Origin of the sequence: Erythrobacter sp. SDW2, from assembly GCF_021431965.1 — a bacterium.
Lineage (GTDB): Bacteria > Pseudomonadota > Alphaproteobacteria > Sphingomonadales > Sphingomonadaceae > Parerythrobacter.
In genome coordinates this window covers 2,360,573-2,379,907 of the sequence record NZ_CP090370.1, presented here as the reverse complement: position 1 = coordinate 2,379,907, position 19,335 = coordinate 2,360,573, and the positions used below count along the sequence as shown (strand labels likewise).

25 protein-coding genes are annotated in these 19,335 nt (G+C 63.6%); 9 read left to right on the top strand and 16 right to left on the bottom strand.

Features of this window, described 5'->3' with window-relative positions; genetic code table 11:
• Positions 1-146 precede the first annotated feature (146 nt).
• The 3 genes from LY632_RS11645 to LY632_RS11635 all read left to right on the top strand — a co-directional run bounded on the left by LY632_RS11645 (position 147) and on the right by LY632_RS11635 (position 3,531).
• Positions 147-341: a hypothetical protein gene (locus tag LY632_RS11645; RefSeq protein WP_234091300.1), complete on the top strand. Its 195-nt coding sequence runs from the start codon at positions 147-149 to the stop codon at positions 339-341.
• Positions 338-1,318 carry a fatty acid desaturase gene (locus LY632_RS11640; protein ID WP_234091299.1) on the top strand — a complete coding sequence of 327 codons (981 nt, stop codon included), beginning with the start codon at positions 338-340 and terminating at the stop codon, positions 1,316-1,318. The genes LY632_RS11645 and LY632_RS11640 overlap by 4 nt, the downstream gene beginning before the upstream one ends.
• Positions 1,319-2,214: 896 nt before the next feature.
• Positions 2,215-3,531 (top strand): reverse transcriptase domain-containing protein, encoded by a 1,317-nt coding sequence (locus LY632_RS11635; RefSeq protein WP_234091298.1) that lies wholly within the window; start codon positions 2,215-2,217, stop codon positions 3,529-3,531.
• Positions 3,532-3,566: 35 nt separating this feature from the next.
• Here LY632_RS11635 and thiL read toward each other — a convergent pair whose 3' ends face one another.
• From thiL to hisG, 5 genes are all read right to left on the bottom strand, one after another.
• On the bottom strand, positions 3,567-4,448 hold the full coding sequence (thiL, locus tag LY632_RS11630; RefSeq protein WP_234091297.1) for a thiamine-phosphate kinase: 882 nt from the start codon (positions 4,446-4,448) through the stop codon (positions 3,567-3,569).
• A 10-nt stretch (positions 4,449-4,458) separates the two neighbouring features.
• Entirely contained in the window at positions 4,459-5,547 is a 1,089-nt protein-coding gene (locus tag LY632_RS11625; RefSeq protein ID WP_234091296.1) for a hypothetical protein, read from the bottom strand.
• 84 nt (positions 5,548-5,631) lie between these two features.
• Positions 5,632-6,081 carry a transcription antitermination factor NusB gene (gene nusB / locus LY632_RS11620; protein WP_234091295.1) on the bottom strand — a complete coding sequence of 150 codons (450 nt, stop codon included), beginning with the start codon at positions 6,079-6,081 and terminating at the stop codon, positions 5,632-5,634.
• Positions 6,081-7,373 (bottom strand): histidinol dehydrogenase, encoded by a 1,293-nt coding sequence (gene hisD, locus LY632_RS11615; protein WP_234091294.1) that lies wholly within the window; start codon positions 7,371-7,373, stop codon positions 6,081-6,083. Before hisD ends, nusB begins: the two co-directional genes overlap by 1 nt.
• Entirely contained in the window at positions 7,373-8,059 is a 687-nt protein-coding gene (hisG, locus tag LY632_RS11610; protein WP_234091293.1) for an ATP phosphoribosyltransferase, read from the bottom strand. Before hisG ends, hisD begins: the two co-directional genes overlap by 1 nt.
• A 44-nt stretch (positions 8,060-8,103) precedes the next feature.
• Here hisG and LY632_RS11605 point away from each other — a divergent pair, with 44 nt between their 5' ends.
• On the top strand, positions 8,104-9,201 hold the full coding sequence (locus LY632_RS11605) for a DUF2332 domain-containing protein (protein WP_234091292.1): 1,098 nt from the start codon (positions 8,104-8,106) through the stop codon (positions 9,199-9,201).
• Here the strand turns inward: LY632_RS11605 and LY632_RS11600 are convergent.
• Genes LY632_RS11600 through LY632_RS11580 form a run of 5 tightly spaced genes read right to left on the bottom strand, consistent with a single transcriptional unit; the run spans position 9,198 to position 12,537 of the window.
• Positions 9,198-10,091 carry an alpha/beta fold hydrolase gene (locus LY632_RS11600; RefSeq protein WP_234091291.1) on the bottom strand — a complete coding sequence of 298 codons (894 nt, stop codon included), beginning with the start codon at positions 10,089-10,091 and terminating at the stop codon, positions 9,198-9,200. The two genes, LY632_RS11605 and LY632_RS11600, sit on opposite strands and share 4 nt — an antisense overlap.
• A 20-nt stretch (positions 10,092-10,111) precedes the next feature.
• A complete protein-coding gene (locus LY632_RS11595; RefSeq protein WP_234091290.1) occupies positions 10,112-10,927 on the bottom strand; it encodes an SDR family NAD(P)-dependent oxidoreductase in 816 nt (271 codons plus the stop codon).
• Between the two features lie 16 nt (positions 10,928-10,943).
• Positions 10,944-11,828, bottom strand: coding sequence for a pirin family protein (locus LY632_RS11590; RefSeq protein ID WP_234091289.1), 885 nt, complete (start codon positions 11,826-11,828; stop codon positions 10,944-10,946).
• A complete protein-coding gene (locus LY632_RS11585) occupies positions 11,825-12,280 on the bottom strand; it encodes an NUDIX hydrolase (protein WP_234091288.1) in 456 nt (151 codons plus the stop codon). The genes LY632_RS11590 and LY632_RS11585 overlap by 4 nt, the downstream gene beginning before the upstream one ends.
• The gene (locus tag LY632_RS11580) at positions 12,277-12,537 is read right to left on the bottom strand and encodes a BolA family transcriptional regulator (RefSeq protein WP_234091287.1); all 261 of its coding nucleotides are present in this window, start codon (positions 12,535-12,537) and stop codon (positions 12,277-12,279) included. The genes LY632_RS11585 and LY632_RS11580 overlap by 4 nt, the downstream gene beginning before the upstream one ends.
• Positions 12,538-12,605: 68 nt before the next feature.
• Between LY632_RS11580 and LY632_RS11575 the strand changes: the two genes are divergently transcribed.
• Together LY632_RS11575 and LY632_RS11570 are read left to right on the top strand one after the other, a co-directional pair.
• Positions 12,606-13,211 carry a J domain-containing protein gene (locus tag LY632_RS11575; protein WP_234091286.1) on the top strand — a complete coding sequence of 202 codons (606 nt, stop codon included), beginning with the start codon at positions 12,606-12,608 and terminating at the stop codon, positions 13,209-13,211.
• An 85-nt stretch (positions 13,212-13,296) separates the two neighbouring features.
• The gene (locus LY632_RS11570; protein ID WP_234091285.1) at positions 13,297-13,737 is read left to right on the top strand and encodes a DUF4189 domain-containing protein; all 441 of its coding nucleotides are present in this window, start codon (positions 13,297-13,299) and stop codon (positions 13,735-13,737) included.
• A 6-nt stretch (positions 13,738-13,743) separates the two neighbouring features.
• Here LY632_RS11570 and LY632_RS11565 read toward each other — a convergent pair whose 3' ends face one another.
• Genes LY632_RS11565 through LY632_RS11545 form a run of 5 tightly spaced genes read right to left on the bottom strand, consistent with a single transcriptional unit; the run spans position 13,744 to position 16,061 of the window.
• Positions 13,744-14,196 carry an SRPBCC domain-containing protein gene (locus LY632_RS11565; protein ID WP_234091284.1) on the bottom strand — a complete coding sequence of 151 codons (453 nt, stop codon included), beginning with the start codon at positions 14,194-14,196 and terminating at the stop codon, positions 13,744-13,746.
• A gap of 15 nt (positions 14,197-14,211) precedes the next feature.
• Entirely contained in the window at positions 14,212-14,397 is a 186-nt protein-coding gene (locus tag LY632_RS11560; RefSeq protein ID WP_234091283.1) for a glutathione S-transferase N-terminal domain-containing protein, read from the bottom strand.
• A gap of 11 nt (positions 14,398-14,408) precedes the next feature.
• A complete protein-coding gene (locus tag LY632_RS11555; RefSeq protein WP_234091282.1) occupies positions 14,409-14,903 on the bottom strand; it encodes a VOC family protein in 495 nt (164 codons plus the stop codon).
• 3 nt (positions 14,904-14,906) lie between these two features.
• Complete coding sequence (locus LY632_RS11550; protein ID WP_234091281.1) at positions 14,907-15,695, bottom strand: VOC family protein; 789 nt, start codon at positions 15,693-15,695, stop codon at positions 14,907-14,909.
• A 3-nt stretch (positions 15,696-15,698) separates the two neighbouring features.
• Positions 15,699-16,061, bottom strand: coding sequence for a DUF1428 domain-containing protein (locus tag LY632_RS11545; RefSeq protein ID WP_234091280.1), 363 nt, complete (start codon positions 16,059-16,061; stop codon positions 15,699-15,701).
• An 81-nt stretch (positions 16,062-16,142) separates the two neighbouring features.
• Here LY632_RS11545 and LY632_RS11540 point away from each other — a divergent pair, with 81 nt between their 5' ends.
• On the top strand, positions 16,143-16,829 hold the full coding sequence (locus tag LY632_RS11540) for a helix-turn-helix domain-containing protein (RefSeq protein WP_234091279.1): 687 nt from the start codon (positions 16,143-16,145) through the stop codon (positions 16,827-16,829).
• A gap of 52 nt (positions 16,830-16,881) precedes the next feature.
• Here the strand turns inward: LY632_RS11540 and LY632_RS11535 are convergent, their stop codons facing one another.
• Positions 16,882-17,727 (bottom strand): oxygenase MpaB family protein, encoded by an 846-nt coding sequence (locus LY632_RS11535; RefSeq protein ID WP_234091278.1) that lies wholly within the window; start codon positions 17,725-17,727, stop codon positions 16,882-16,884.
• Between the two features lie 92 nt (positions 17,728-17,819).
• On the opposite strand from LY632_RS11535, the gene cobS reads away from it, so the two are divergent.
• Positions 17,820-18,812: a cobaltochelatase subunit CobS gene (gene cobS, locus LY632_RS11530; protein WP_234091277.1), complete on the top strand. Its 993-nt coding sequence runs from the start codon at positions 17,820-17,822 to the stop codon at positions 18,810-18,812.
• Between the two features lie 18 nt (positions 18,813-18,830).
• Positions 18,831-19,328: a hypothetical protein gene (locus LY632_RS11525; RefSeq protein WP_234091276.1), complete on the top strand. Its 498-nt coding sequence runs from the start codon at positions 18,831-18,833 to the stop codon at positions 19,326-19,328.
• Positions 19,329-19,335 lie beyond the last annotated feature (7 nt).

Below are 19,335 nucleotides of genomic sequence, written 5' to 3'. Positions count from 1 at the left end.
AGGGCAGGGGCGCGTAAGGCAAGCCTTTCCGCCGCTGTCGACCTCCCTCTCCCCAGCGGAGTCCAGCGCGTGCCGAAATGGGGCGGGGCAGAGGGCCAAACCGCGGACTCTTGCCGGATTCCATGGTTAGCGATAAGTAAACGGCCATGCAGATCGCCATAAAGAAGCTGTTTCTCATCATGCCGCTGTTGTTCGGCATCGGCTTTATTGCACCCTTGATTGACCAGACGATGCGGCTGTGGGGCTGGGAAGCGCCATGGGGGCTGACCACGCTGACGCTCGGGCTGATCGTCGGCGGGGTTTGGGGGCTCTACGCAACCATCCGGGGGCGCTGGATATGACCGACCGCCCCGACCTCGACGAACGGCAGTACGGTTTCGACCTCGGCCCGGCGGATGAGGCGGTCGAAACAGACGCCCGTGCCCTCCCGCTGGGCCCGGGCGACGGGCTCGACAGATACGCCCGGGTCGAACTGCTGAAGGAAGAGCGCGAGATTGCCGCGCGGTTCCATGGCGGGCCGATGTGGGGCTATGTCGCGGCGGCCTTCGGCGGCTTCGCGCTGTGGCTGGCGCTGTTCCCGCTGACCATGTTCGGCGTGGTCCACCCGCTGGTGACGCTGGCGGTCTCGACCTTCCTGACGGTGGCGGGCTATGTCACCTGCCACGAGGCGATGCATGACAATATCGCCCCGCGCGGCAGCAAGCACCGCTGGATGAACCAGTGGGTCGGCGAGGTGTCGCTGCTCCCCATCGCGGTGCCCTTCAGCATGGGCCGGGTGACGCATCTGGAGCATCACAAGCACTGCAACCATCCGGAGAAGGATCCGGACTACACCGACGAGGCGCCCAATATGCTGGCCGCCTGGTACAAGACCTGGTGGAACCGCCAGCCGCGCGTCGACGGGACGATCAACCGTTACAAGACCGTGTGCGAGCAGCTCGATACCGAGGAATCGCGCACCGCGCTGAAACAGACGCTGATGGTGCAGCTGGTCTATCTCGCCACGCTCTTCACCATGGCATGGAACGGCTATGCCATCGCCGCGGCCGTGTGCTGGTGGCTGCCGCGCCAGCTGGGCCTCAGCTGGATCCGCTTCTTCCTCAGCTGGGCCCCGCACCACCCGCGCGAAGGGCATACGGGCCGCTATGACCAGGCCTATATCTTCAAAAGCAAGGTCGGCCATTTCTGGTCGATGTGCATGGAAACCCACCTGATCCACCACCTCTATCCGGGCATTCCCAACCACCGAACGCGGCAGGCCTATTTTGCGCTCAAGCCGATCCTGGAGAAGCGCGGAGTGGACTGTTCGGCGCTTTAGAGAGGCGCGGAGCGGGCTGGAAGGTGACACTAAGGTGACACCAAAATCCAACAGCGCGCGGTGGCGGGGAAGTTCACTAAATTCGCCCATTTGCGGATGGCAGAGTGAAGTTCTCGATTGCCTGTGTGCGGCGGACGCTGATCGACGATTGGAAAGAGCCTGCCCGGAGTCTGACAATGGAAGCCTGCCCTGCGCATGATGAGGGGCCGAGGCGAGACTAGCGGGGCGTTAGCGTGTAGGAAAATGGATTGTTTGCAGCCGCATTGGAACTGCATTCGCGCGCCAACGCATTATACACAGCGCAGTCTTGAACTCTTGCAATCGGGCCATCATATTCTTGGTGCTGACTTTGGCGGTGATCGGGACAGGCGGCGCGTCCGTTGTGACCATGACTCATTGCCACGGCGAGGCGAAGACTCAGGTTGACGCCAAGTATGCGCGGCACGGGCCATTTGGAACCGCTGCGAGGTTTAGCGCCGATCCGTCTGACGAATTTGAGCTAACTGTAACCTTTACCACATCGGGTATCTGTCGGGCAGTTAGTAGCATTAATTTGGAGGGCGGGCGGAAGCCGGTTGCGCGATCTCATCGCTTGCCAGCGCCCCCAAAAAGGGTAGCATCAGGTGAAAGGTGAGAACATGCGAAGGACATGCAAAAACGTGCCAACTTGTCGGCACGGATCGCCAAGAGGGCGCGGAATCTTCGCCGCCTTCTTGTCGGACTGACTTTGGCGGTGATCGGGACAGGCGGCGCGTCCGTTGTGACCATGACTCATTGCCACGGCGAGGCGACGACTCAGGTTGACGCCAAGTATGCGCGGCACGGGCCATTTGGAACCGCTGCGAGGTTTAGCGCTCCGTCAGATGGGTCTGGCTTACCGACAGGACCCCTAAGACGTGTTTTCAAAGCTCCGTAAAGCCGTTCACAAGTCGTCAAACCTTGAAGACGCTTGGCGCGTTATCTACCGTAACGGCAAGTCTTCGAACTCTGAGGATGTTCGGCAAGCAATCGAGCGCTTCTCTGAAGATCCGGCGGGTAATCTGCGATCAATACAGAGCCGCCTTTCGCGTGGGACCTTTGATTTCGGGAAGGCAAGAGGCGCGCCGATCCTAAAGCGTGATGGAAAGGGCAAGCCAACGGGAAAAATCCGCCCGATTGTGATTGCATCACTTGAGGCCCGAATTGTGCAAAGGGCAATTCTCAATGTATTGGTCGAAATTCCGGCACTCAAGCCATTCGCCAACACGCCCTTTAGTTTTGGCGGACTCCGTAGAGTTCGCAACCGTGATGAAACTACGGGCGACGACCTCTCGGCAGTACCCGCTGCAATCAAAGCAGTGCTGGATGAGATCGGGCGAGGAGCAAGGTGGATCGCAGCTGCAGATATCACTGGATTCTTTACCAAAATTCCCAAATCAACGGTGGCAGGGATTATTCGAGATGCCATTAAAGATGATGATTTGATGGCGCTGCTGGAGGATGCCATAAGCGTTGAACTGGCAAATTTGAGTGAGTTGCAAAAATTCAGGGATCAGTTTCCAATCGAAGACATTGGAGTTGCGCAAGGCAATTCGTTGTCCCCCTTGCTCGGCAACATCCTCCTTGCGGCATTTGATAAGGCAATGAACGAGGGTGATTGCCGCTGCATAAGATACATCGATGATTTCATCATTCTGGCCCCAACAAAGAAAGCGGCTAATGCTCGTCTCAAGAAGGCCAAGGGGCTGCTGGAGGAGTTCGACATGGAACTCGCTCCTGAGAAATCGTCGCGAGAGGCGCATGAAGTCAGTAAGAGCTTTGAGTTTCTAGGAATCGAGATATCGCCAGGTTTTGTTCGCCCCGCGAAGAGGGCACGCATCAAATTTCTCGCGTCAATCGACACCCAACTCAATGCAAGCAAGACCGCAATCACGGGTCTTCGTCATGGTCATAAGCTCGATCCGAAATTGGCTCTTATCGCTACGCTAAAGCGCATCGACGGAATGATAGATGGTTGGGGTAAACACTACTGGTTTTGCAATGACCGACAGCTATTCCGAGCAGTCGATGAAAAAGTTCGTTCGGCTATCGGTGCGTATCTTGGTGCCTACTCCGACACGCGGAATCGACTGCCCGAAGGAAACGAGCACTTACCTCTAGGTTTGACTGCACTTGGCGAAATGGAACGTAGCCCATTTGCATATCCCAAACTCAGTTCATCAGTTTCGACCTAGCGAGGCGCACTACTAGTTGGTGACCTCCCACCCCCTCAATGCCGATACCCCAACCCCTCGGCATCCCACACCGCCAGCCCGTCCAGCAACAGCGGCGGCTCGCCTTCCTCGACCGTGCCGATGGGCGTGGCCTTGACCGGTAGCTCGGCTGAGGGCGAGGCCGTAAATAACAACTGGTAGTCGTCGCCCCAGCGCAGGGCTTCGGCGCGGCGGGCTTCGGGGGCGGCGAGGGGGATGTCCTCGCTGGCGATGCAAAGGGTCACCCCGCTCGCGGTGGCGAGGCGCCAGGCGTCGAGCAGCACCCCGTCCGAGATATCCATCATCGCGGTGACATGCGGGGCGAGCGCGGTGCCTGCGGCGAGCAGCGGCTGCGGGCGGCGGAAAGCGAGGCTGTCTGCGTCAGAACCCGTTTGCAGCGCCTCGAACCCCATCATCGCCCCGCCGACCGGGCCGGTGATGTAGAGCAAATCCCCCGGCTGCGCCCCGTCGCGCCCGGGCACCGGCGAATGGCTCGCCTTGCCCAACGCGGTCAGGCCGAGCGCGCGCGGGCCGGTGGTGGCTCCCACCGTGTCGCCGCCGAGCAGGGGCACGGCGAAGGCCTTGAGCGCCTCGGCCAGCCCCTCGAGGAAACGGTCGTCGTCCGCGCCCATCATCTGGCCCAGGATCACGCCGATCGGCTGCGCGCCTTTGGCCGCAAGGTCCGACAGGTTCACCGCCACCAGCTTCCACGCGACATCGGCCATGTCCGCACCCGTCAGCCAGTGCATCCCCTCGACCATCATGTCGTGGGTGACGACCAGCTCCTGCCCGCCGATGGTGAGCACCGCCGCATCATCATTAAGCCCCCGCGCCGCCGGATCGGTGGCCAGCGCACGCAGCCGGGCGAGGAGGTCGAACTCGGACGAGGCAGAAACCATGCCTTCGCCTTTAGTCGCTCGGAGGCTCCTTGATCAAACGATTGAGCGCCCGATGGTGCCTCTCCATGACCACCAGGAGGTAAAGGAACATTACACCCAGAAAGGCCAAGAAGAGTTTGCCCGCATCGGAAATCTGCGCTCGCCCTTCGACTTTGCTGGCCAATATCTCGCTCCGCTTTTCCTCTGCATCGTAACCCGCGGTATCGATCTTGCGAGCGGCGACCATGAGGTAATTCTCGACTGCTGTTCCCATCGCCTCAGCCGGGCTCTCGAGGTCGTCGGGAAAACGCATCTCGCAGACCGTATCGGTGTAAGGTTCTGATACGGTGCGAGTATCCGAGCAGCCATACGGGTAAGTATACCACATGTAGCAGGACGTAGAATTGGAGTTCCAGTAGCTGACTTCGCGTTTGCGCTGCCGCGTGACATCGCGGCAAACCCTGACCTTTTTGGCATCCCGGTAGGACTGGAGGGCCTTGGACATACCGGCTTCCGCTACGCTTTTGCCCGCCAGGGTGATCGAGTGTTCTCGCAAGTCTGCGGCGCCTTCGAAGGGCGTTCCAAGGCTGTCGACAATGTCTGACGCGGGCAACTGCTCGAACGCAGCATACCGTTCCTCGGGCCAAACGGCATCGATTACGGCTTCGTCCTTCGCAGCTTCACCCTTGCGCTCGAACTTGGCGAAGCTTGCCCTGTAAACCGCCAAGGTTCTCGCGCGCAGATCCTTGTCTGGCCCCTTGTACTCACCATCAGCTGCTGCTTCGGCTGCTGGTTGTTCCTCGCTAGGCGAAGGCGCAATGTCCGAGACGGCGATCGTGACCGGTTCGGGAGTGATCTCGGAAGAGCCTATCTGTTTGAAGAGGCCGATGGCAAGATAGATAGTCGCCCCAACGAGGAGAAGGGTCGCACCGGCGAGCATGCAGTATCGGAGCGCAGAGAGATAACGTGCCTCGACTTTCTGAGCGGGACCTTCCATCTTCTGCCACGCAGAACTGAATCGTTGCTTCAGACCGCCAGACGATGCTTCTGCATCGGTTGGCGTTGCCTCTCCTTCCCACACGCCGCCCTTGTCAGCGCCGCTATTTTCTGAATCAGACATATTGCCCCCCAAAATCGCCATTTTGGCGACTAGGCGATTCTATTGTCACTTTGATCTAGAATCAACAGTGGCAATACTAATTTTTTACTGACGCACGTCCTTCGCGATCGCGTCCAGCACGCCGTTGGCGAATTTCGCCTCGCGGTCGTCGAAGAAGGCTTTGGCTACGTCGACATATTCGCTGATCACGCTGCCCACCGGCACATCGGCGCGGGCGAGGAGTTCGTAGGTGCCGGCGCGCAGGACCTGGACCATGGTCTTGTCGAGCCGCCGGATGCTCCACCCTTCGGCCAGCCGGCCGGTGATCAGCGCATCGATCTCCTCGCGCCGGGCATCGACCCCGCGCACGACATCGTCGAAGAAGGCGACCTCGGCCTCGGCGTATTGCTCGCCTTCCTCGATCTCGCGGCCGAGGCGGTGCTGGTGGAACTCGTCGAGCAGCCGCGCCAGGGCGGTGCCTTCCATGTCCTTCTGGTACAGCGCCTGCACCGCAGCGAGGCGGGCGGCGGAGCGGGATTGGGAGCGTTGGGTCATTACTTCAGTCGCAATTCTATCGAGGCGGCGTGGGCGGGCAGGCCTTCGGCATGCGCCAGCTTGACCGCGGCAGGCCCGATCGCGTCGAGCCCGGCCTTGTCCATGGAAATGAAGCTGGTCCGCTTCATGAAATCGAGCACCGACAGCCCGCTGGCAAAGCGCGCGCGGCGCCCGGTCGGGAGCACGTGGTTGGGTCCGGCGACATAATCGCCGACCGCCTCGGGCACCATCCGGCCGAGGAACACGCTGCCGGCATGGCGCAGGCCGGCCATCAGCGCTTCGGGATCGTCCACCGCCAGTTCGACATGCTCGGCGGCGAGGCGATTGGCGAGCGGGATGGCCTGTTCGAGGTTTTCGACGATGATGATCGCCCCATGCGCGTCCCAGCTGGCGCGGGCGACCTTCTGCGTCGCCAGCATCGAGCACTGGACATCGACCCGATCCTCGACCTGCCCGGCGAAAGCGGCATCGTCGGTGATCAGGATCGACTGGCTGGTCGGGTCATGCTCGGCCTGGCTCAGCAGGTCGGCGGCGATCCAGTCGGGGTCGTTCTTGCCATCGGCGATGACGAGGATCTCGCTCGGCCCGGCAACCATGTCGATGCCGACCACGCCGTAGAGCTGGCGCTTGGCCTCCGCCACCCAGGCATTGCCGGGGCCGGTGATGACGTCGACGCGGGCAATCCGCTCGGTGCCATAGGCGAGCGCGGCGACGGCCTGCGCCCCGCCGACGCGCCAGATCTCGTCCACCCCGGCGATATGCGCCGCAGCCAGCACCAGCGGGTTGGTCTCGCCGTTCGGAGTAGGCGTGACGATGGCGAGCCGCTCGACGCCCGCGACCTTTGCCGGAATGGCATTCATCAGCAGCGAGGAAGGATAGGCCGCGCGGCCGCCGGGGACATAGAGCCCCGCTGCCTCGACCGGGTACCACTTGGCGCCCAGCCGCACGCCGACGGCATCGGTGTAGTCGCGATCATTGGGCAGCTGTGCCTGGTGATAGGCGCGGATGCGCTCTGCCGCGAGTTCCAGCGCGTCGCGCAGATCGGCGTCGAGCGCGTCATAGGCGGCCTTGCAGTCCTCCGGCGCGATCTGCCAGCCGTCGCTATTCTCGCCCAGCGCATGCTTGTCGAAGCGCATGGTATAATCGACCAGCGCGTCGTCACCCAGCGCGCGGACGCGGGCGAGGATCTCGGCGACATCGCGCCCGACATCGGCGGCGCTTTCGCGGCGCGCCTCGACCAGGCGGGTGAAGCGATCTTCGAAATCGGCGTCGGTGATATTGTAGCGTTTCACTACGCTGCGTCCTTGTCCGCGCTACCGCTGGCGCTGCTTGAGCGCGCTTCCGCGTCTTGGCGAAACGCCTCGACCAGGGCCGCAACGCGGGGATCGGTCTTCAGTGCCGCGCGGTTGACGATCAGCCGCGCGGAAATGTCGAGGATGCGCGAAGTCTCGACAAGGCCGTTGTCCTTGAGCGTCTGCCCGGTCGATACGAGATCGACGATCCGTCCCGCGAGGCCGAGCGAAGGCGCGAGTTCCATCGCGCCGTTGAGCTTGACGCATTCGGCCTGGATGCCCAGCCGCTCGAAATGGCGGCGGGTCAGGTTGGGGTATTTGGTCGCGACCCGCAAATGGCTGGCGCTGGCGCTCTCGACCGTTCCGCTCGCAGGCTCGGCTACGGACAGTCGGCAATGCCCGATGTCGAGATCGACCGGAGCATATAGGTCCGAATAGTCGAATTCCTCGATCACGTCGGAGCCGACAATGCCCAGCTGCGCCGCGCCATGGGCGACGAAGGTGGCGACGTCGAAGGCGCGCACGCGGATCAGCCGCATGTCGTCGCTCTGGCAAGCGAAGCTGAGCGCGCGGTTGCTCTTGTCGTGGAAGGCGTCCTCGGGCACGACGCCGGCACGCGCCATCACCGGCAGCGCCTCGTCGAGGATGCGGCCCTTGGGTACTGCGAAGGTCAGTTGGCTTGCCATAGCGGCGCGGCACTTAGGCACTGGACGGCGAAAGGGCAACGATAATGGGCGAAGACAAACAGCGACCGGCCTATGAATTCGTCGACATGAACACGAAAGGTGAGGGCGCGGTCGAGACCGCCTTCGCCAACCAGGTCGCCTATTGCGAGAATGCCGGGGCGCATATCACGGCCAGGGTGGTGGGCGCGATTGCCGAGGTCCTCCGTTCGGATGCGAGCAACGCGCTGATCGAGAGGATTCGCCATTGGCAGGGCGCGCCGCTGGCTGACGCGCTGCCCTTGCGGGTGGCGGGCGGGGTGCATTCGCTGCATCTGGCGGGCACCGCGCCCGAGCTGTCCCCGATCTATCGCGGCATCCCGGCGGATGATGTGGGGATACTCGGCGCGGTGATGCGGGCGCATGAGGCGCCGCTGCTGCCCTGGCTCGACGGACCGCCGCAGACCAACGAGGCGGGGCGCTCGGCCAATTTCATTGCCGCCATGCTGTGGCTGGCGGAGAAGGGCCTGCCGCCGCGTTTCGAATGCCTCGAGATCGGTTCGAGCGCGGGGATCAACCTGATGCTCGATCGCTATCGCTACGATCTGGGCGGGGTGATGGTGGGGCCGGAGGATGCCGCGATGCACTTTGCGCCCGTGTGGAAGGGCACACCGCCGCCTGCTCACGCAATCGAGATTGTGAGCACCAAGGGCTGCGATGTCGCACCGGTCGACCTGACCGATCCGGCGCAGGCCTTGCGGCTCAAGGCCTATATCTGGCCCGAGCACACCGTGCGGTTCGAGCGGATGGAAGCGGCGATCGAGGCGGCGGGCGAGCGCAAACCGGACCTCGTGAAGATGAACGCGGCCGATTTCGTCGAGGCACAATTGGTTCAACCGCAGGCCAGCGGTACCACCCGCATGCTGATGCACTCGATCGTCTGGCAATATGTCCCCAAAGACCAGCAGGACCGCGTCCGCGCCGCGATGGAGGCTGCGGGCGCGAAGGCGACGGCGGATAGGCCGCTGGCGTGGGTTTCGGTCGAGGCCGACCGGACGGTGCACCGGCACATGCTCAGGGTCCGGTACTGGCCGGGCGGGGTAGAGGATGTGCAACTGGCCTGGTCGCACCCGCATGGGGCCGATGTGGAGTGGATCGCGGGCTAGGCCGTCCGCGCCAAGAACCCCTCCATCGCCGCGTTGACCTTGTCGGGCGCCTGCCAGGTCAGGAAATGGCCGCAGTCCGGGATGGTCACCAGCGTCAGGTCCTCGACGAACTCGTCCAGCCCCTCGATATTGCCGGGGGAGAGGGCATGATCGTCCAGCGCCCACACCACCAGCGTCGGGATCGTCAGCACCGGCACCCTGGGCAGCTTCGCGTCGGGCGGGATTTCGAGCGGAGCATCGGCGGGCGGGACCGCCATGGGGGTCGCGCGGTACCAGCTTACCATCGCCAGCGCCGCTTCGCCGTCGGACCAGTCGGCGAGGATGCGCTCGCGCTCCTCCGGATCGTCCTCGGGCAGGGCGCCGGTGCCATTGCCGGTCCCGCCGACCAGCGCCAGCAAGCCTTCCTGGCGGATTTCCTCGTCGCGCGAGGTGTCGCGATAGACCCGCATATATTGCCCTGCGGCGCGCTGGGCGGCATCGGTCCACAGCAGGCGGGCGTAGATCACCGGATGCGCGGCGTTGCACAGGATCGCCCGCTCGACCCGGCTCCCTTGCCCTCTCATCGCGACGGCCCACGCCAGCGCGCCGCCCCAGTCGTGGCCGACGATAGTGAAACGCTCCACCCCCAGTGCATCGGCCAGCAGGAACACATCGCCCACCAGCTCGGCTGGCTTGTAGCTCTCGACACCGTGAGGCTTGGACGAACCGCGATAGCCGCGCTGGTCGGGCGCAATGCAGCGGAAGCGATCACGGAAATGCGCGATCTGGTGCCGCCAGGTGCGGTGGCTTTCGGGGAAGCCATGGAGGAAGACCAGCACCGGCGCGTCGCGTGGGCCCCGAAGCGGGCCGGTGTCCACAACATCCAGCTCGATCCCGTTGGCGAGGATCACCCGCACCTGCTCCGTGCGCGTCAGCCGTCCGCTTCCATCTTGTCCATATAGCCATTGGCGACCATCGCCGCGACCTGGTCCAGCAACTGGTCGGGGGTGCGGCGCATTTCGCCCATGGCTTCCTCCATTCCCTGTGCGACGATAATTTCCCGCTGGTTGAGGGTGACCGCGTCGAGCATGGTCTTCGCCGCCTCATCGGGCGCAATGCCGTTGTCGATCACATGATCGCTGCGTCCGCGCTTGCTCCCGTCGGCATTGAGCGCATTGCGGCTGACATTGGTCGCGATCGAACCGGGGTAGATCACATGCACACCGATCCCGTCGATCGACAGTTCGGCCCGCAGCGCATCGGCATAGCCGGCCAACCCGAACTTGGCGGCACAATAGGCCGTGCGCATCGGCACTCCGACCTTGCCGGCGATGGAACTGATGAAGAGCAGCCGTCCGCTCTGCCGTGCCGTCATATGCGGCAGCAGCGCCTGCGTGGCGGCGATCTGGGCGACGAGGTCGATCTCGATGATCTCGCGATAGACCTCCATCGCGGTTTTGGTTGCCCGACTGCGCTGCGAGACCCCGGCATTGGCAACGAAACCGTCAATGCCTCCGGACCATTCAATCGCCTTGTCGGTTGCCGCCAGCATCGCCGACTCGTCACGCACGTCGAAGGGCAGGGTCAGCGTCTCGGTCGCAATCCCCTCGGCCACTTCGGCGAGCCGCGCCTCGTCCCGGCCCGACAGGATGACCCGCGCCCCGCGCACGCCCAGTTCCCTGGCCAGCGCCGCGCCGATGCCGCTCGATGCGCCGGTAATCCACCAGCATTGTCCCTCGTAGCTCATGTCCTCTCCTCGTGTTTTACGGATAGCTGACCGTCTTGGGTTCGCCGCCGGGAATCGGGATGAACTCCTCCTCGTCCCCGGGCACCTTGGCGAACCGGTCGTTGTTCCAGTCGTCCTTGGCCTGCTCGATCCGGTCCTTGCTGCTGCTGACGAAGTTCCACCACACATGGCGCCGCGTCGCAAAGGCCTCGCCGCCCAGCAACATGATCCGCCCGCCGCGTTCCGAGGAGAGGGTCATGACCTTGCCCGGTGCCAGTACCGTCAATTCGTAAAGCCCGAGCGGCTGGCCGTCGATCGTCGCCTCGCCGCCGACCAGCATCACCGCGCGCTCGTCGGCCCCGGCCTCGATCGGCAGGGCACCTGTGGGGGCGAGCAGGATCTCGGCATAGATCGTGTCGGCATGGGTGGTGGTCGCGGCGCGCTGGCCCCAGAGCTGGCCCATGATGACATAAGCCTTGGCGCACTGGTCCTCGATCACGGGCAGGTCCTTCACCGCTTCGAAGGCGGGATCGATCTCTTCCTGCCCGTCAGGCAGGGCGAGCCATGTCTGCATGCCATAGAGCCTGGGGCCTTCGGCGCGTTCGTCCTGCGGGCTGCGCTCCGAATGGACGATCCCGCGCCCGGCGGTCATCAGGTTCACCTGCCCCGGGCGGATGGTGGCGAAACTGCCGATGCTGTCACGGTGGTCGATCGCCCCTTCGAACAGCCAGGTGACCGTAGCGAGGTTGATGTGCGGATGCGGCCGCACGTCCATTCCGGCCCCGATGTCGAGCTGCGCCGGGCCGAACTGGTCGACGAAGATGAAGGGCCCCACCATGGTCCGCTCGCGGCTGGGGATGGCGCGGCGAACCTGGAACTGGCCGAGATCGTGGGTGACGGGGGTGATGGTCTGCTCGATCATGGTTGGGGGTCCTTCTCGATCAATTCTGCGAGGTCGCGGGGGTAGATATACTCGTGCCAGCCGGACAGCTCTGCGCGAGTGAACCAGCGGTGCTCCTTCATCAATCGCTGCTCCAGCTCGGTATGGCCCGAAATATCGACATCGGTATGGCGCACATGGACCCGGAAGAAGCGCTCGTCGGCTTGCACGGGCTCTCCCTCGACGGTCACGAATTCGGGGGTCATCCGGCAGATCTGCGGTCCGGGTTCGGCCTCGAAGCCGGTTTCCTCCCGGAGTTCGCGGCGCGCCGCATCCTCGAAGCTTTCGCCGGGGTCGCATTCGCCGCCGACGGTGACCCAGAACGGCGGCCGTCCCGGCACGTCGTAGCGGAACAGCAGCACCCGCCCCAGCGGATCGAGCACGATCAGACGGGCGGCGCGCCTGATCCGTTTGGCGACGGCTGCTTCGCTCATTCGCACCTGCTTTCTTCGGGCACGCTCGCCTTGATCGCGACCGCATGAACCCGCTGGCCGACGATATCGCCCAGCGCCGCGATCACCTGCCGCTGGCGTTGCAGGCGCGAAACGCCGGTAAAGGCCGCGCTTTCGATCACCACGGTGAAGTGCGATTCGCCCGATCCGTCGTCGCCCGCGTGGCCGTGGTGCTTGCCGCTGTCGTTGAAGACCTCCAGCCGCACCGGGGCGAAAGCCTCCGTCAGCAATTTTTCCATCTCTGCCTGGACAGTTCCCACAAATTCGCCCTTTCAATCTCCGGCATGGCTTACCATCATTAAGCGCTATGCCCGCAGACCGCTTCCATGGACGATACGAAGCCCAAGGGCGAGTCTGCGAACACCCGGCATGTGTCGAACCGGGCGAATTCCGCGCGCCTGGAGGCGCCAATGGTTTTGGGGGTAACAACTTCGACGGCCCTGGCCAGTGGCGCTGGTTCTGCCTCGACCACGTGCGCGAGTTCAACAGCGGATACGACTGGTTCGACGGCATGAGCGCCGACGAAATCCTCGCCGCGCAGTCGCCCGCCGCCGGCTGGCAGACCGAAAGCCGCACCTTCCGCCCCACTGCCGGGATCGACGGCCTGCCGCGCTGGGCCGATTTCGCCGATCCGCTCGACGCCATTGCGGCGCGCGCCAGCGGCATCAAGAGCCGCGCAAGGCGCGAGGCGGAGATGGCCATGGACGGCCGTTTCAGCCGCGACGAAGCGCAGGCGCTCGAGACCATGGGCCTCGGCCTCGATACCGACCGCCGCCGCTTGCGCCAGCGCTATTCGGAGCTTGTCCGCCGCTACCACCCCGACCGCAACGGCGGGGATCGCAAGTACGAGAACCGGCTCAACCGTGTGGTCGAAGCGTATCAGTTGCTCAGGAAATCGCGCGTATTCGCTTGATCGGTGCCAGCAGTCGGTTGCGCCGCAATGCTGCGCTGATATGGTCGGAGAACAGGTTCTGGCGTGCATGGCTTGGGGGCGACGGATGAAGAAGCGGTTGGCTGTTGTGGCAGTGCTGGCAATGGGTGCGGCGGGTTGGAGCACGCAGGCCTACACCCAAGGCGTCGAGCGCTACGGCGCGCTGGTCGAGGACAATGCCGGAGGCTATCGCGCTTTCACCAGTTCGGACAAGGCTACCCCCCGGTCAGCCAGCTATGACGCATTGAAGCAATGCGACAGGGACAGCTGCGAGGTGGTCCTGATCTTCGGCGGAAAGGGTTGCGGTTCCTTTCACAGCGCCGGACCCGAAGCAGCCTTTGGCTGGGCGATTGCCGACACGCTGGAAGGCGCCCGGCAGGAAAGCCTGCGACTGTGCCGGGAGGAACTGCTCGGCGACGAAGTCTGCAGCAACACGGTGTCGGTCTGCAACACGCAGGGCAGCGGCAAGGTCTTCAAGGTCGTGGCGCTGGACGACGGGTTCGAGTAGACCGGATCAGTCAGCCTCCGCCAATGCCTTGAGCTGGTCGGCACAGGCACCCCAGCCTTCGGTGAAGCCCATTTCCTCGTGCTGCTGGCACGCTTCCTCCGTCCAGTGCCGTGCGCGCGCCGTATAGCGTGTGCCGGCGACACCCTCTTCGGTGGCGGGTTCGACTTCCCAGATGCCGACCATGAAGGGGCCACTGGGTTCCAGATCGCCCACCAGCGCATCGGTGAATGCGAACCGCCGGCCTTCGTCCCATGCGATAACTGTGCCGGGGTTGGGCTGCACTTCGCCATCGGGCCCATACATGGTGCAATCCGACGTCCCGCCCGCACGGCGCTCGAGATTGGCGAATTCGGCACGCCAGGGCTTGGGACAGAACCACTCTTCGATGCGGTTGGACATCACGTCCCACACCTTGTCGGTCGGGGCGGCGATGAAGCGGGTGATGCTGAGTTCGTGCATGTTGGCTGGTCCTCTTCAGTCCCGGTCGGGCGCGCCGTAGGGGAAATAGGGTCGGTAAGGGCGGGCCTTGCCGGTAAAGCTTTCGAACTTCGTCACGGTTTGGTCGATCTCGCGAAAAACGAACTCCGTCCCGTTGGCGTAAAGCGCAATCAGCGCTTTCCAGGTGTAGGATGAGAACAGGTGTCCATGCAGTTCAAGCATCACCCGTCTCGCTATCCGGCAATCGCCGCATCGATTGCGGCATGGTCGATCTTGATCATTTGCTGCATCGTCCCGAACACCCGGGCACGGACCATCGGATCGTCATGGCCGAGTGCGTCCATCAGCACGCGCGGGACGATCTGCCAGCGTACTCCGAACCTGTCGTAGCACCAGCTGCACGCCATCTCGCCGCCGCCATCGCCGGTCAGCGCAGACCAATAGCGGTCGGTCTCCTCCTGCGTATCGGTGAAGACCTGGAAGCTGACGGCATCGGTAAAGCCGTTCGCGTTGTCCAGCTTGGGACGACCATTGAGGCCCATGAACGGCTGGCCGAGCAGGGTGAAACTGACCGTCAACACGTCGCCCGCCTTGCCACCGGGATAGTCGCTGGGAGCAGTGTCGATACGGGTGATGGCGCTGTCGGGAAACAGTCCGCAATAAAGGTCAGCCGCGTCCTTTGCGCCGCCATCGAACCACAGGCAGGTTGCTATGCCGGTTCGGGTCATGTGCTATGCTTCCTTGCTGCCGATGAGCGAGAAAAGCGCGCCTTGCGGGTCGAAGCCCTGGAGCACGTGATCGCCACCCGGAATTGCCATCGGGCCGACCGCGATCTGCCCGCCATTGGCGCTCACATATGCAACCGCCGCGTCGATTTCAGGCACGCGGAAATAATACGCCCACGACGACACCGGCACTTCGGCCGGTTTCCGCATCATCGCGCCGAGCCCGTAATCGCCATGGTTGTACATCTGGTAGGTGCCCATCGGTCCCATCTCCAGCGCTTCGCCCTTGGTCCAGCCGAACAGTCCGCGATAGAATTCGTCGGCGGCGGCGGGGTCGGCGGTCAGCAGCTCGTTCCATGCGCAATGGCCGATCTGCGGCGCGTATTTCGCGAAGGCGGTGCTTTCGGCGTCGGGCCGGTCGGCAGGCGGGGCGGGCGTCATGACGTAAAACGGTGCGCCTTGCGGGTCGGCGACCATGGCCATGCGGCCGACGGACTCCATGTCACGTGCGGGCATCAACACGCTGCCCCCGGCGTCGAGCAGCGCCGTGACGGTCTGGTCGACATCGGCAACGAGGATGTAGCCGAGCCAGGCCGGCATCGCACCACCTGCCAGCATCTCGTGAGAGAGCGGCAAGATTCCCCCTACGTATTCGCCATCCGGGGCCTTGATCTCGCGGTAGTCGGCCTGGCCCTCCACCGACCAGCCGAGCAGACCTTCGTAGAACCGCGCCGAGGCATCCGCGTCGCGGCACATCAGCTCGTACCAGATGAAATCGCCGGGGGAATTGGCCATGGCTCATGCCTCCTTGTGCATCAGCACATCGAACCCGCCGAACACCATGCGCTTGCCGTCGAAGGGCATGTCGCTGCCGTCGCCCCATTCCTTCATCCGTTCGTCGGCCATCATCTTGTCGTGCGAGGCATCGGCGGTCGCCTTGTCGGGCCATATCATCCAGCTGAAGACGACCCTTTCGCCCTCCTGCAGGTCGACTGCGCGGCGGAAGTCGGTGTGCTGGCCGTCCTTGATGTCGGCTTCCCACGCCTCGACATGGGCGGTGCAGCCATAGTCCCGGGCGATCGGCCAGAACTTTTCCGCAACCTCGCGGTATGCGTCTTTCTTGTCTGCGGGAACGGGGACGAGAAATCCCTGGATGTACATGGCTTGCTCCTCTCTCGATTGTATTCTCGATGCCGACTCGACACTTGCGAAGGTTGCGCTCGCAAGTTACATAAGTCAACGATGAAGTTACCAAAAGAAACTATCACCCACGGTAAATGGTATGGCGATGCCTGCGGAACGGCGTTCGCCATGGAAATGGTGGGCGAGCGGTGGTCGCTCCTCGTCGTTCGCGAACTGATGCTCGGGCCGCGCCGTTTTTCCGACCTGCGCGCCAGCCTGCCCGGAATTTCGGCCAAGGTGCTGACCGAACGGCTCGGATCGCTGGAGGAAGCCGGGGTGCTTGCCCGCAAGCAGTTGCCGCCGCCGGCGAAAGTGCAGGTCTATGAACTCACCCAATGGGGCTACGCCGCTGAAGCGCTGATCCAGGAGGCCGGACGCTGGGCGGCGCAGTCGAGCGCGCACGATCCGACCTTGCCGCTGTCGCCGGTGTCGCTGATGCTGTCGATGCGCACCATGGTCGATCATGCTCGGATCGACGAATTCGCCGGCCAGCGGATCGGCTTCGTCATCGGGGAGGACAGTTTCGTGGCGGAGCCGGGCGAAGGCCGGTTGCCGATCAGGCGTGCAGAAATCGCCGGTGCCGACGCGGTTTTCCATGCCCCTGTCGCAGCCGTACTCGCGGGCGGGATCTACGCGGGCGTGCCGTGGGACGAGCTCGAGCGCGAGGCCGGTCTGCGGATCGATGGCGACCGCGATCTGGCGCTGCGATATGTCACGCTTTTCAGCCTGCCGGAACCGCTCGCCTAGCCCTGACGGCGCAGTTCGGAAGGCCCAGTGCGGAAGGCCTGGTTCTGCCGGCCTAGTTCTGCCGGAAAGCCCAGCGCAGCGTCTTGCCCATGCCCCAGGTCGCCGCGCGCGCGGGAAGCGCGCCGATGCCGGGCCGCTCCAGCCCCAGCATCGAGCGGGCGAAGGACGGCAGCAGCGTGACCGCTTCCGCTCCCATGACGGCTTGCACCGCTACCGGTGCGCCCTGCGGCTTCTGGCTGAGCACGAGCCGGGCGATCTCGCGGGCTTCCGGCCGCGCCTGCAAATGCTGCCGCAGCTCGCGGAAAAGCAGCTCCGCCTCGTTGCGATCGAGCGGGACCGGATCGGCCCCCAGCGCCCGCGCGATGACCGCGAACTGGCGGTAGTATTCGTCCTGCTCATGGCCCGGCATATCGGGGCGGACATGGCGCAGATAGGCGGCGAGGAAGCTCTGCGCCTCGGCCACATGAACCCAGGCGAGCGTGCGCGGATCGGTCGCGACATAGGGCCTGCCGTCCGGCAGCGTGCCAGTTACCCGGGCGTGGATCCGGTTGACCCGTTCGATCGCTTTCATCGCCTCGTCGCGGTGGCCGAAGGTGGTGATGGCGATGAACCGCGCCGTCCGCCGCAAGCGACCGTGCATATCCTCGCGGAAGTTCGAGTGGTCGAGCACGCCCTGCAGCGCTTGCGGATGGAGCATTTGCAACAGCAGGCTGCGGATGCCGCCCACCATCATGCCGACGACATCGGCGTGGACCAGCCGGATCGGCGAATCTCTCTCGAACAGCGCCTCGTCGCTGACCGGCACGGGTTCCTGTCCGGCAGACACATCGTTGAACACCGCGCGCACCCGCCCGACGAGCTGCTGTCGCAGGAATTCGCTGGGTGACGGAGGCGGCATTCGTCCTAACTAGGGCGTGGGCCGGGGAAAGGAAATGTCGTCTTTCGTCGCGCTTGCGAGTCGCCGCACGCGCGTCTAGGCCACCGCCCGAGATGAACGATATGACCGACAAGAGCTTCGAGCCTTCCGCCAAGACCACGCTTGCCGCGCCCGACACCACGATCGATGTGCGCGAGACCTTCGGCATCGATATCGACTGGCAGGTCCCCGCCTTCAGCAAGGCGGACGAACGCGTGCCCGATCTCGACGCGAACTACGTGTTCGACCCGGACACCACGCTGGCGATCCTGGCCGGCTTCGCCCACAACCGCCGCGTCATGGTGCAGGGCTATCACGGCACCGGCAAGTCGACCCATATCGAACAGGTCGCGGCCCGCCTCAACTGGCCTTGCATCCGCATCAATCTCGACGCGCATATCAGCCGTATCGACCTGATCGGCCGTGATGCCATCGTGCTGCGTGACGGGCTCCAGGTGACCGAATTCCGCGAAGGTCTGCTGCCCTGGGCGCTGCAGCATCCGGTGGCGCTGGTGTTCGACGAATATGACGCCGGCCGCCCGGACGTGATGTTCGTGATCCAGCGCGTGCTGGAAACCGAGGGCAAGCTGACCCTGCTCGACCAGAACCGGGTGATCCGGCCCGATCCGAACTTCCGCCTGTTCGCCACCGCCAACACGGTCGGCCTCGGCGATACCTCGGGCCTCTATCACGGCACGCAGCAGATCAACCAGGGCCAGATGGACCGCTGGAACATCGTCGTCGGGCTCAACTATCTGCCCGCCGAAACCGAGCAGGCGATCATCTCGGCCAAGAATCCGGGCACCGACCCCAAGACCGTGGCCGATATGGTCAAGGTCGCCGACCTGACCCGCCAGGGCTTCATCAACGGCGATATCTCGACCGTGATGAGCCCGCGCACCGTCATCACCTGGGCGCAGAACGCGGCGATCTTCAAGGACGTCGGCTTCGCCTTCCGCCTGAGCTTCCTCAACAAATGCGACGAGGCCGAGCGGATGCTGGTGGCCGAATACTACCAGCGCGTGTTCGGGGTGGACTTGCCTGAAAGTGTTGTCGGCAAGGGGTAGGGGCAGATTGGAGAACTGGTGATGGGATATGTTTCGTATTCTGAGGATATCCTTGAACGACACCAGTCAGATGTTCACGAGCTCATGCGCAAGCTTGAGGCAGGGCAACTGCCTGAGCAGCAACAGTACGGCGCGATCCCCGAGTTTAGAAACTTGGTGCAAAAGCTAAGCGAGCTTTTGACCGATCCGTCTCAACCGATTGCAATGCGCCTGATGAATGTCAGCTCCCGCGTGACCAACCTTGAATTTGACCTGAAAATCCTCAACGAGAAGAATGCAAAGCTTGCTGAGAGCAATGCCTCATTGAACCAGAGAAATCAGCTTCTTGAGAATGAAATTGATCGATGTCGGGCTGAATCAAAAGCCCTGCGATCAAAGCTGTCTAGGTCAAGTACACAGATTGCTGTTCGCGATCAAAAGGCAAGCAAGATTGACGCAGAGTTAGCCGATGCGAAACAGGCAATTCGGAAGCTTGAAGAGATGCTGCTTGCTGCCCAAGTCGATGTCCGTTTTTGAAGTCGAT